The organism is Allosaccharopolyspora coralli (genome assembly GCF_009664835.1).
Taxonomy (GTDB): Bacteria; Actinomycetota; Actinomycetes; order Mycobacteriales; family Pseudonocardiaceae; genus Allosaccharopolyspora; species Allosaccharopolyspora coralli.
The window spans coordinates 3,647,210-3,659,069 of sequence record NZ_CP045929.1 but is presented as its reverse complement, the minus strand read 5'-3'; the positions used below and the strand labels follow the sequence as shown (position 1 = coordinate 3,659,069).

11 protein-coding genes are annotated in these 11,860 nt (G+C 68.2%); 6 read left to right on the top strand and 5 right to left on the bottom strand.

Annotated features, from left to right (window positions below):
- Positions 1 to 25: 25 nt before the first annotated feature.
- Genes catA through GIY23_RS17015 form a run of 3 tightly spaced genes read right to left on the bottom strand, consistent with a single transcriptional unit; the run spans position 26 to position 3,092 of the window.
- Positions 26 to 880: a catechol 1,2-dioxygenase gene (gene catA / locus GIY23_RS17025; RefSeq protein WP_154077572.1), complete on the bottom strand. Its 855-nt coding sequence runs from the start codon at positions 878 to 880 to the stop codon at positions 26 to 28.
- A 14-nt stretch (positions 881 to 894) separates the two neighbouring features.
- Positions 895 to 2,466: a 4-hydroxyphenylacetate 3-hydroxylase family protein gene (locus tag GIY23_RS17020; protein ID WP_154077571.1), complete on the bottom strand. Its 1,572-nt coding sequence runs from the start codon at positions 2,464 to 2,466 to the stop codon at positions 895 to 897.
- A 56-nt stretch (positions 2,467 to 2,522) separates the two neighbouring features.
- The gene (locus GIY23_RS17015; protein ID WP_154077570.1) at positions 2,523 to 3,092 is read right to left on the bottom strand and encodes a flavin reductase family protein; all 570 of its coding nucleotides are present in this window, start codon (positions 3,090 to 3,092) and stop codon (positions 2,523 to 2,525) included.
- A gap of 107 nt (positions 3,093 to 3,199) precedes the next feature.
- On the opposite strand from GIY23_RS17015, the gene GIY23_RS17010 reads away from it, so the two are divergent.
- Positions 3,200 to 4,018 carry an IclR family transcriptional regulator domain-containing protein gene (locus GIY23_RS17010; protein WP_154077569.1) on the top strand — a complete coding sequence of 273 codons (819 nt, stop codon included), beginning with the start codon at positions 3,200 to 3,202 and terminating at the stop codon, positions 4,016 to 4,018.
- A 111-nt stretch (positions 4,019 to 4,129) separates the two neighbouring features.
- Here the strand turns inward: GIY23_RS17010 and GIY23_RS17005 are convergent, their stop codons facing one another.
- A complete protein-coding gene (locus tag GIY23_RS17005; protein ID WP_154077568.1) occupies positions 4,130 to 4,816 on the bottom strand; it encodes a TetR/AcrR family transcriptional regulator in 687 nt (228 codons plus the stop codon).
- A gap of 133 nt (positions 4,817 to 4,949) precedes the next feature.
- On the opposite strand from GIY23_RS17005, the gene GIY23_RS17000 reads away from it, so the two are divergent.
- The 4 genes from GIY23_RS17000 to GIY23_RS16985 all read left to right on the top strand — a co-directional run bounded on the left by GIY23_RS17000 (position 4,950) and on the right by GIY23_RS16985 (position 9,636).
- Complete coding sequence (locus tag GIY23_RS17000) at positions 4,950 to 5,861, top strand: AurF N-oxygenase family protein (protein ID WP_154077567.1); 912 nt, start codon at positions 4,950 to 4,952, stop codon at positions 5,859 to 5,861.
- Positions 5,862 to 6,098: 237 nt separating this feature from the next.
- Positions 6,099 to 7,622: an FAD-dependent oxidoreductase gene (locus tag GIY23_RS16995; RefSeq protein ID WP_154077566.1), complete on the top strand. Its 1,524-nt coding sequence runs from the start codon at positions 6,099 to 6,101 to the stop codon at positions 7,620 to 7,622.
- Between the two features lie 145 nt (positions 7,623 to 7,767).
- The gene (locus GIY23_RS16990; protein WP_154077565.1) at positions 7,768 to 9,294 is read left to right on the top strand and encodes a cobyric acid synthase; all 1,527 of its coding nucleotides are present in this window, start codon (positions 7,768 to 7,770) and stop codon (positions 9,292 to 9,294) included.
- Positions 9,295 to 9,336: 42 nt separating this feature from the next.
- Positions 9,337 to 9,636: a type II toxin-antitoxin system Phd/YefM family antitoxin gene (locus GIY23_RS16985; RefSeq protein ID WP_154077564.1), complete on the top strand. Its 300-nt coding sequence runs from the start codon at positions 9,337 to 9,339 to the stop codon at positions 9,634 to 9,636.
- A gap of 66 nt (positions 9,637 to 9,702) precedes the next feature.
- Here the strand turns inward: GIY23_RS16985 and GIY23_RS16980 are convergent, their stop codons facing one another.
- Positions 9,703 to 10,389: a FadR/GntR family transcriptional regulator gene (locus GIY23_RS16980; RefSeq protein ID WP_154077563.1), complete on the bottom strand. Its 687-nt coding sequence runs from the start codon at positions 10,387 to 10,389 to the stop codon at positions 9,703 to 9,705.
- A gap of 49 nt (positions 10,390 to 10,438) precedes the next feature.
- On the opposite strand from GIY23_RS16980, the gene GIY23_RS16975 reads away from it, so the two are divergent.
- Positions 10,439 to 11,731 carry a CynX/NimT family MFS transporter gene (locus GIY23_RS16975; RefSeq protein ID WP_154077562.1) on the top strand — a complete coding sequence of 431 codons (1,293 nt, stop codon included), beginning with the start codon at positions 10,439 to 10,441 and terminating at the stop codon, positions 11,729 to 11,731.
- Positions 11,732 to 11,860 lie beyond the last annotated feature (129 nt).

Genomic DNA, 11,860 nt, shown 5'->3' with positions numbered 1-11,860 from the left:
CGCGAGTCGCGGCCCGGCCGACTGGTCAGACGGGTTCGAGGACGAAGTCGTACTCGGAGAGCAGGTGACCGTCCTGTTGACGTTGCGGATCCAGCACCAGTTCCGGCTTGGTCGCTTCCGCCACGTCACTGTCGAGCCAGTCGCCACCCTCGAAGTACAGCTGGGTGGTGATCGGCCGATGTCCCGGCGCCCGCACGATCAGGTGCAGGTGAGCGGGACGCCACGGATGCCAACCGGCGGCGGTGATGAGCGTGCCGGTCGGGCCGTCGGTCGGGATCTGGTACGGCGCGGGCTGCACCGTGCTGATCCGGAACCGGCCCTGTTCGTCGGTGACGACGACACCACGCAGGTTTCCCTCCGGAATTCCCGGTGCGAAACCCGAGTAGTAGCCCTCGTCGTCGGCGTGCCAGATGTCGAGTTCGGCCCCACTCACCGGCTGTCCCGAGGTGTCGCGCACCTGGCCGGCGAAGACCAGCGGGGTGCCCTTCTCGTCGGGCCGGGCCGGAAGCGACGCCTCCGCAGGCAGCCGGGTCTGGTTCGGCAGGTAGTACGGACCGAGGATGCTGCCCTGCGAACCCTCATGGCTTCGCGCGGCGACCTCTTCCACGGCGTGCTCGACGAACACGTCGAGGAACAGCGGCCACTCGCCTCCTTCGCCGACGTTCATCAGCCACTGCTTGGCCGCCTGGAACTCGGGATAGGACACCTCGTGTTCGCGGATCGACTCGTGCACGCCCGAGAGCACGGCGTGCACCACGGTGGCCACGCGCTCGGCGGAGACCTGCTCGGTGCCGTGCTCGCCCTGGTGGGCTGCGCGGAACGCCTCGGTTGCCGACGATCCGGAGTCGGCGGCGGTGGGCGACGGGTCTGTGGTGGTCATGACGTCTCCTCGGATCAGCGACCGCCCAGCGTGGTCTCGCCGGGGTTGTAGAGATCGGGCACGGTCCAGCCGTCCAGGTCGTACTCGGCCATGCACTGTTCGGCGAAGCCCTTCATTCCGTCGGCGGCACCGGACTGCTGGGCGGCGAAGAGCAACTCGGCCCGGACGCCCTCGTGGTTGCCCGAGTAGTTGCGCTCGTAGAGCTCGTGCCTGCCGCCGAACTCGCTGCCGACCGAGTCCCAGATGAGCTTCATCAGCTTGGTGCGCTCGATGGAGTCGTAGCCGTTCGAGCCGCGCACGTACTGGTCCAGGTACGGGCGGATCTCCGGGGACTTGAAGTCGTTCGCGTGCGAAGGCAGGTAGATCAAGCCACTGCCCAGGTCCTGCATGATGATCTCGCGGATGCGCGGGTAGCCGACGGTCATGAACCAGCGGTAGGCCAAGCCGTAATCCAAGTGTGGCAGCACGGCGCCGTGTTTCCACTCGTCGGGACTGGCGGCCATCGCGTCCGAAAGCGCCCAGAACATGTTGCGCCAGCCGATGACCTCACCGACGCGGGTCTGGATGCCCCGGAAGTCCTTCGTGCCGGTCGCCTCGACGCCCTTCATGAGCAGTCCGGCGATGAAGTCCAGCTTGACTGCCAGTCGGGTCACTCCGTGGAACGTGAACCGGTGCAGGAAGCCGGAACCGGGGAAGAACGTGCTCGCCTTCTCGGCGTCGCCGTAGATGAAGACGTTCTCCCACGGGATGAACACCTTGTCCAGGATGAAGATCGTGTCGTTCTCGTCGAAACGGCTGGAGAGCGGATAGTCGAACGGGCTCGCGGTGCTGTCGGCGACGTTGGAGTAGGAGTTGCGGCAGATCAGCTTCATACCGGGTGCGCCCATCGGCACGGTGCACACGAGGGCGAACTCGCGCTTCTTGATGGGCAATCCGTAGTGGGCGATGAAGTTGTAGTGCGTGATCGCCGAACCCGTCGCGACGACCTTCGCGCCCGAGACGATCAGGCCGTCGTCGCGTTCCTCCTCGACGTGGATGAACAGATCCTTGACCTCGTCCGGGTTCTTGTCCCGGTCCACCGGCGGGTTGATGATCGCGTGGTTCCAGTACAGGACCTTTTCCTGCGACTCCTTGTACCACCGTTGGGCGTTGTCCGCGAAAGGCTCGTAGAAGTCGGAGTTCGCGCCCAGCGTTCCCAGGAACGACGCCTTGTAGTCCGGGCTGCGGCCCATCCATCCGTAGGTCATCTTCGCCCATTCCGCGATCGCGTCGCGGTCGGCGTAGAGGTCCTGTGCGTTGTGCGGAGTCCGGAAGAACGGGTGGGTGAACCCGCCGTTGCCGGTGTCGGTCGGCGTCGTGAGCACGGACTGCTTCTCCGGGTCGTGCAAGGAGTCGTAGAGTCGCGCGGTCATCTGCACCGAGTTGCGAAAGGCGGGGTGGGTCGTGACGTCGCCGACCTTCTCGCCGTAGAGAAAGATCTCGCGTCCGTCGCGAATGGACTCGATGTACTCGTCGCCGGTCAGCGGGCGGCTGCTCGTGGGGCTCTGGGTCGCCTCAGCGGTCGGGTTCTCCTGCTGGGTGGTCATCACGGGACCTTTCGTCGTTGATCGGTCGGTGCGTTCGGGCGGGTCTCGGGGCCTGCTCAGGAGGCGGTGGCGCGGTGTTCCCACAACGGGGAGAAGTCGCTCGCCGCGTCGAACCACCCGATCTCCGGGCAGTCGCTCGACACGGCCCAGTGGTCCTTGTCGTGGGGACGTAGGGCGCGGAATCCCCCTGCGTAGAACAGCAGCGGTTCGGTGTCGCGGATCTCGATGTCGTCGATCTCGCCGAGCACGATGAGGTGATCGCCGCCGTCGTAGGTGCGCCAGGGCCGGCACGTGAGGGTGGCCGCGTTGCCGACGAGAACCGGCGCGAGCGGGGTCTGGGCCCATTCCGGCTGCGGGTCCTGGGGGCGACCCGCGAAGTGCCATGCCGCGCTCGTCTGGTCGTCGGCGAGCACGTTCACCGCGAACGGTGCGTCGTCGAGGTAACTGCACGCTTTGGACTTGCGGGTCAGCGTCACCTGGCACAGGGCGGGCTCGAGAGAGACGGCGGTGAAGGCGTTGACCGTGGCGCCGTGCGGCTCTCCGTGCTCGTTGCGGCACGTGACGACGGTGACGCCGGTCGCGAACCGGCCGAGTGCGTTGCGGATTTCTCGTTGGTCGAGCGTCATGGTCGCTCCTAGTACGCTCTGCGTACAAACTGAACGCTATGCGGTCAGCACTGAGAGTGCCGCACGTCACGTCGTGCGTCAAGTCACGTAGGGAAGGATGGAGTCCGATGACCACCGGAGAGACCGAGCGCGACTACATCCAGAGCATCGAGCGCGGCTTCGCGGTGCTGCGGGCGTTCGACGCGGACCGTCCCAGCCCGACCCTGGCCGAGATCGCGGCCGCCACCGAGCTCTCGCGTCCGACCGTGCGACGTATCCTGATCACCCTGCAGAAGCTCGGGTACGTCCACGGCGCCGAGGGACGCTGGAGGCTCACACCGCGGGTGCTGAGCATCGCGCAGCACTACTCCACCTCGAACTCGATCACTGACGTGGCGCAGCCGCATCTGCTGGAACTAGCGGAAAACACCGAGGAATCCGCCTCGCTGTCGGCATTGGACGGAACCGAAGTCGTCTACATCGGACGGGTTCCGGTACGTCGGATCATGAGCGTCAACGTCGCGTTGGGAACGCGCGTTCCGGCGTACGCGACCTCGATGGGCCGGGTGTTGCTGGCATGGGCGCCCGCGAACGAGCTGGACCGGGTCATCGAGGCCGGGCTGCCCCGCCATACCCGGCACACGATCACCGACCCGATCGGTTTGCGCCAAGAGCTGCGCCGGGTGCGGAGTCAGGGCTGGGCCATCGTCGCCAGCGAGATCGAAGAAGGCGTGATCGCGGTGTCGGCTCCGGTGCGCGATCAGTCCGGTGCCGTGGTCGCCGCCTTGGCCTCGGCGACCTCCAGCGGCCGGTCCGACGTCGAGACGCTGCGTCGGGAGGTGATGCCGGTTGTGGTCCGTACGGCGCAGCGCATCAGCGAGGACCTCGGGCTCAAGGCCGTACCCGGGCACGAGTCCACGAGCAAGGAGTTCGAAGGCTTCTTTTGAGAAGCTGCCTCTCAGTGTGCTGGGGCTGAGCACACGGGGACCATGCCGTGACGGGCATCAGGGCAAAGGTCACAGACAGCTACCGAGACGCTGGCCGGGGTCCAGCTCGGGTCACAGGCCCGGTAGCGGCGTGTCGGCCTCGATGTGAACGCCCGAGGTGCGCAGGACGTGGTCGATCGTGCCCCAGATCCAGCCGGTCAGGTGCGCGATCAGTTCCTCCCGGGTGAGCTCGCCGGGCTCGTCGAGCCAGCGGTTCGTAGCGGACTCGACGAACCCGACGATGCCGAACGCACCGGGATCGGCGATGGGCTGGCGGATCTCGAGGATCTCCATGTAGGCGGCGAGCAGGGCACTGAGCTGGGAACCGATCGCGGTACGAACCCCACCGGCCACGTCTTCGCCGCTGTCTTTGCCCTCAGCGGCACGGTGCACGAGGTAGCGGTAGAGATGGGCGTTGTCGGTGAGCCAGCGCACCATCGCCGAGACCGCCTGTTCGATGATCGCCCGGGCCGAGCCGCCGGGCTTGTCCAGCAGTGGCGTCATCTCGGCGAGCACGAGCTCTCCGATGCGGCGAGCGACTTCCCGATGGAGGTCCTCGGCGCCCCGGAACCGCCGATAGAGATGCGGTCGGGAGACGCCTGCGTGAGTGGCGATCTGCTCGGTGGACACGGTCGGGCCGTGTTCGGCGATCGCGGCCAGTGCCGCGTCGACGAGTTCCGCGCGGCGCCGTTGCCGCTGACCCGCCCAGCGGTCGGCGCGGCCGTCGGCCGTCTCGGGTGTGGCGCTGTGCGGGGGCATCGGTTCAGCCTACGATCGGCCGCGTCGTGCTCACGATTGGCCGTGTGATGGACAGCACGTTCTTGTCGCTCTGGGTGGTACGATGATGTATCTGTTACTGGAAGTAACACCTGGACTCACCGGAGGTGCCCTGATGACCGGTTCGACCACGGAGCACGTGCAGGACGAGCGCGCGGCCGAGGACGGCTCGCGGCGTCTCCTGGAATCCGCCGAGAAGCTCTCCTACGACCCCACTGAGGAGATCGACTGGGAGGCGCCGCTGCCCGACGACGACTACGGCCTCAATCCCGAGTGGAGCACGCTGTACGGAACGCCGTTGTGGAACGAGATGAGCGAACGCCAGCGGGTCACGCTCACTCGTCACGAGGTGTGCTCGATCATGAGCACCGGCATCTGGTTCGAGATGATCCTGCAGCAGATGGTGCTGCGCGATCAGTACGTGAAAAACCCGGCGAACTCCTCGTTCCAGTTCGCTCTCACCGAAATCGCCGACGAGTGCAGGCACTCGATCATGTTCGCCCGCGCCTGCGAGAAGATGGGCGTCCGCGCCTACTACCCGAACCGCGCCAGCGCCGAACTCGGCAGGGCGTTCAAAACGCTGGCCACCGCCGAGAACGCCTACGGCGGCATCCTCGTCGCCGAGGAGATCCTCGACGTGATGCAACGCGACTGGATGCGCGGTGAGAACGTCCTCGACATCGTGCGCACCTCCAGCAAGATCCACGTCGTCGAGGAGTCCCGGCACATGAAGTTCGCGCGCCAGGAGATCCGCGACCACATGCGCGAAGTGGGAAGCGTCCGCCGTCACGCGAGCAGCGCGCTCATCGCCGCCGTCGCGACCGTGATCGTCCGCAACATGGTGAACACGGGTGTGTACGCGGCCGCCGGTCTCGACACCCGGCGCGCCCTGGCCGAGGTCCGGCGCAACGAACACCGCAAAGCGATGATGCGGTCGAGTTGCGCGCACCTGATGGACTTCCTGTCCGAGACAGGTCTGCTCACCCGGCCCGCCACAGCGCTCTACCGGCAAGTCGACATGGTCTGAACAAGGCTTCGAGGCGCGGTTGACCTGCGGTGGGCAGACCGCGCCGGTAGGCGCCCCACCGCCTACGCAGACCGGCCACCGGCGGGTTCTCACCTCGTGGCCGGCGAGGACAGCGTCGACGTGATGTAGGCGTGCTACCTGAGGTCGACGATCCCGCAGCCGGCCGCGAGGTGAGGTTCCGCTACGGAACCACCTACGCAGATCACCGAACACGTTCATCCTGCGGACAGGAATTTCATGGCTTACGCGATCACCCAGACGTGCTGCAACGACGCCACGTGCGTGTCGGTGTGTCCGGTCAACTGCATCCATCCGACGCCGGACGAACCGGACTTCGGCACGACGGAGATGCTCTACATCGACCCGCGCACGTGTATCGACTGTGGTGCGTGCGCGGACGCGTGCCCGGTGGACGCGGTGTTCCCGGTGGACCTGCTCAGCGCTGACCAAGCCGTGTTCAGTGATATCAACGCCCAGTACTACGAGGACAACGGTGCGGACCACACCTGGGGTGCGCCGCGGTTCCCGCGCTCGGGGCCGCAGGGTTCGGACGAGCTACGCATCGCCGTGGTCGGCACGGGACCGGCAGCGGCGTACACGGCGCAGTCGCTGCTGCGGTCGACCAGCGCCGAGATCACGATGATCGACCGCCTCCCGGTACCCGGCGGCCTCGTACGCTACGGGGTTGCCCCGGACCATCCGTCGACGAAGAAGATCGGGGACTCCTTCGCGGCGCTGTACCGGCATCCGCGGCTGCGCGCGCACATGAACCTCGAGGTCGGGGCGGACGTGTCGCACGCCGAGGTCGCCGAGCACCACCACGCGGTGGTCTACGCCGTGGGCGCGAGCCGGGAACGGACGCTCGACGTGTCCGGTGAGGACGGTCCGGCGAGCATTTCGGCGACCCGATTCGTCGGCTGGTACAACGCGCACCCCGACGTCCCGCCGGATGCCGTCGACCTCTCCGCCGAGCGAGTCGTGCTCGTCGGCAACGGCAACGTGGCGCTCGACGTCGCCCGCATCCTGCTGTCCGATCCCGAAGAACTCGCCACGACCGACATCGCCGAGCACGCACTCCGGACATTGCGCCGCAGTCGCGTGCGGGAGGTCGTCCTGCTCGGGCGCCGGGGACCGCGGGACGCGGCTTACACCCGCCCGGAATTCCGTGCGTTGTCCCGGAATCCCGATCTTCGGATCGTGGTGGACGACCAGCCGGGCGTGCGGGAAGCGATCGACGCAGCGGCTCCGGGTGACAAGGCGGCGCTGCTCGACGGCGTGCCGATCGAGAGCTGCGAGCAACGCTGCGCCGACAAGCGGCTCGTGCTCCGGTTCTGGTCCGCTCCGGTGGAGATCGCCTCCGACGGCTCGGTGCTGGTGGCGCGAACCGTGCAACGGGAGCGCGTCCAGCTGACCTCGGAGCAGGACTGGATCTCAGCGGGCCTGGTGGTCCGTTCGATCGGGTACCGCAGCGCGCCGCTGGCGGACCTGCCGTTCGACGAGGCGACCGCGACCGTGCCCCATCGTGGTGGTCGAGTCGTCGATCCGGTCACGGAACAACCGGTCTCGGGGGCGTACGTGGTCGGATGGATTAAGCGCGGCCCCTCCGGAGGCATCGGGACGAACCGCACGTGCTCGCAGGAAACCGTGGACAGCGTGCTCGACGATGCCGTGGCAGGACGCCTGCCTGTGCCGAGCGGTTCCCGGCGCGCGTTCACCCGGCTGGTGCGTCGTCGGAAGCCGTCCGCCCACAAGTTCACGTGAGCCTTTGTGGTGGTCATAGGCACCAAAAAGGCTCACGCGCGCGTCAGCGCTGGTCAAGGCGACGCTGGGGGAATGCGGCACCGCGTGCGGTGAGCGTGCCGGCGATCCGGTTAACCTGCTCTGCGGCGTCGAACGGGGAGGTCGTGTGGGCGCATTGTTGGTGGCGGGGACGACGTCGGACGCGGGCAAGAGCGTCGTCGTCGCCGGGATCTGCCGGTGGCTGGCCCGCCGAGGTGTCGATGTGGTGCCGTTCAAGGCGCAGAACATGTCGAACAATTCGGTGGTCACCCCCGACGGCGGAGAGATCGGCCGCGCGCAGGCGATGCAGGCCGCGGCCTGCGGGGTTCAGCCGTCGGTTCGGTTCAATCCCGTGCTGCTCAAGCCCGGTAGCGATCGCAGCTCGCAGGTCGTGGTGCTCGGTGAGGCCGTCGGAGACGTGACGGCCTTGTCGTACCGGGACCGGAAGGCGGCACTCCTGGACACAGTGGTGTCCACATTGGATGGTCTTCGGGCCGGGCACGACGCCGTGATCTGTGAAGGTGCGGGCTCGCCTGCCGAAATCAACCTGCGTGCCCACGACATCGCGAACATGGGACTCGCGCGCGCCGCGAACCTACCCACGCTGCTCGTCGGCGACATCGACCGCGGTGGGGTGTTCGCGCAGATGTTCGGCACGCTCGCGCTGCTCGACCCCGCGGACCAGGCGCTCGTCACGGGATTCGTGGTGAACAAGTTCCGCGGCGACCCGGCGTTGCTGCGACCGGGGCTCGACCAACTCCGCGCGCTCACCGGTCGTTCCGTGCTCGGGGTCCTGCCCTGGGCCGAGGAGCTGTGGATCGACGCGGAGGACTCGCTGTCCACCGTCGCCGACGGGGTGCTGGGTCGCCCCGCGCCGCCCGAAGGCGACCAGTGGTTGCGGGTCGCTGTGCCGCGACTTCCGAGGATCTCCAACGCGACCGACGTCGAGGCGCTCGCCGCCGAGCCCGGGGTCGCGGTGCGGTTCGTCACCGAACCGTCCCGCCTCGCCGACGCCGACCTCGTCGTGCTGCCCGGCTCGAAGTCGACGGTCGCCGACCTGGACTGGCTGCGCAGCACCGGGCTCGCCGACGCCGTGCTCGCCCACGCGCGGGCCGGACTGCCGGTCGTGGGCATCTGTGGTGGTTTCCAGATGCTGTGCCGTGCGATCGACGACACCGTCGAGTCGGGGGCCGGGCGCGTGCCCGGACTCGAACTGCTCGACCTCGACATCGAGTTCGCCGAGAAGAAGACGCTCGCTCGGCCCAGCGGTTCCGCTTGGGGCACCCACGTGCACGGGTACGAGATCCATCACGGCGTTCCGATGCGGCGTTCGGACACCCTGGAACCGCTCCTGTTCTTGGCGTCCGGCGAGCCCGAGGGTGCGATCGACGGCGCCGTGGCGGGAACCCACTGGCACGGCCTGTTCGAGAACGACGAGTTCCGTCGAGTGTTCCTCGACCGGGCGGCGCGGCACGCCGGGCGGGACGGTTTCCGGGTCTCCGGCGGCACCGATTTCGCCGCGCTGCGGGCGAAACAATGGGATCTGCTGGGCGACCTCGTCGAACAGCACCTCGACACCGACGCGCTGTGGCGCTGCCTCGACGAGCCCGTTCCGACTCTGCCATCCGTTCGCTCCTGCCTGGCATCCGAGTGACAACCGGTCCGTGCGGGCGTGTACGCGGGTAGATTCGGACCTATGGCGGCGTTCACGGTCGACGAAGTCCGGCAACGGCTCACCGAACTGCTCGACCGTGCCGAAGCCGGTGAAGAGATCGTCATCACCCGCTTCGGTGTTCCGGCGATGCGGTTGCAGCCGTGCGGGCGATCCTCCGGCAGGGAGGGCTTCGCCGGGGGCGTGATCGGCGGCCTGGCCACCGCCGGGCTGGTGGGTGAATACTCCGGTGGCGACACCTCGGACGCCTCCGGCGCCGACCTCAGCGCCGAGGGCACCTTCGACGTCGGCACCGACTTCTGGCCGGTGGACGTCTCCGGCTGAGAGCATGCGCGGGGTGATCTGCGTGGGCAGGTCGGCGGCGGAACCTTCTGAACGGAGTTCTCAGCCTCAGTCCTGACCCGCCGTACCCAGGTGCGTGAGAAACTCCTCCAGGAATCCGCCGGCCTCCGAGGCTGCACGCACCGGGTCGCCCGCGCGCACCGCTTCCAGCAGGTCGCGATGCGAGACGTGGTCCCCGAACGGCGCTTCGGCGTCGAACATGGTCGCCACGCTCGACTGCACGGCTTCGCTGATGCCGCGGTAGAGCTCGAGCAGGACCGGGTTGTACGCGGCCTCGACCAGGCGGAGATGGAAGCGGGTGTCGGTGTCGGCCACCCGCTCGCCCTCCCGGGCCTCGAGCGCTGCGTCGCGGTCGTCGAGCAGCGTCGCCAGCTCTGCGACGTCGGTGTCGGTGCGGGCGAGGGCGGCCAGTCGCGCACTCTCGACCTCCAACGCTCGCCGGACCTCGAGGATCCGGCGGAGTTCGGTGCCGCAGAGCCGGCCGACCGCACCGGAGATTTCGCTGGTCGCACGCACGAAGGTGCCGTCGCCCTGCCGCACCTCGAGCAACCCGGCGTGGGAGAGGGCACGCACCGCCTCGCGGACGGTGTTGCGTCCGACGCCGAGTGCGGTGACGAGTTCGGCCTCGGGAGGGATGCGCTGCCCCAAGGGCCATTCACCCGACGAGACCAGTTCGCGCATCTGCGCGATGACCTGGTCGACGAGGCCGGTCCGCTTGGTGGTGACCAATGGCACAGCGAGATCCTTTCATCCAAACATCCTACGTTTGTAATACTTGTACGCGATGAGTACCGAGCCGACCCTGCATCGCGACGTGGCCGCCCAGAATGCCACCGATCGTGGGGCCGGTGGGGCGGTTGAGGCAGGTTCGCCGCCGGCGGGACGCGCGAAGCCGGAGCGGCACACGCCGGGTACTCGCACGATCACAGGCGGTGTCCTGCTGCTCATCGGCGTCGCGCTCGCCGCCGCGAACATGCGCCCCGCCGTCACCAGCCTCGCCGCCATCCTCGGCGAAGTCCGTGGATCCCTCGGCGTCGGCACCACCTGGGCCAGCGTCATCACCTCCATGCCGACCCTGTGCTTCGGGGTCGCCGGAGTCGCCGCGCCACTGCTCGCACGTCGGTGGGGAGTGCATCGTGCGGTCGCGGTCGCGCTGGGCGTGCTCACCGCCGCCATGCTGTTCCGCGTCGTCGACGGGCCGTGGACGGTGCTCGCGGGAACCCTACTGACCTGCGGCGCGATCGCCCTGTGCAACGTACTCATCCCCGTCGTCGTCAAGGAGTCCTTCCCCGACCGGGTGGGCACGGCCACCGCGCTCTACACCACCGCCATGGCCGGGGGCGGTGCGCTCGGCTCGACCTTCACCCCGATGCTGCTCAGCGGCACGGGAAGCTGGCGACTCGCGCTCGCCACCTGGTCGGTCGTCGCACTCGCAGCGCTGATCGTCTGGACCACGGCCACGCGGGGCATCGGCAACCACGACGCGTACGCACCGAAGTCCGCAGCGCCCTCGAGAGTGCTGCGCAGCCCGCTCGCCTGGACGGTCACGGCCTACTTCGCGCTGCAGTCGCTCGTGGCCTACGTCGTCATGGGCTGGCTGCCGGAAGTGTTCAAGGGTGCCGGCATGGAGGCGGGGCAAGCGGGACTGCTGCTCGGTCTGCTGCTACTCGTCGGCGTGCCGATGAACATGGTGCTGCCGCCGCTGGTTGCCAGGAGCCGCAGTCAGTCCGGTTGGGCCGTCGGATTCGCCGTATTCAGCACCACCGGCGTGCTCGGCCTGATCGTCGCACCGACCGCGGCGCCCGTGGTGTGGGCGCTGCTCGTCGGAGTCGGGCTCAGCGCCTTCCCGCTCGCCCTGGTGTTCCTGTCGTTGCGCACCGCCAACGCGGCCGACACCGCGCAGCTTTCCGCGATGGCGCAGGGCATCGGCTACATCGTGGCGACCGCGGGGCCGTTCCTGTTCGGTTCCTTGCACGTGGTCACGGGAGCGTGGACGGCTTCGCTGCTGCTGGTCCTCGGCGTCGTCGTGGTCCAGGGCTGCATCGGCGTCGTCGCCGGTCGCCCCCGCACCATCTGACACGCCGGCGCGGAACCCCAGCACGCCCCCCAACCGAGTGGGGACAATCCCGCACCCTGTGGACAACGGGGTGGCAAATTCGCGCGAATTTGCCACCCCGGGGACGTCGGGAAGGGGCGAACGGCACTT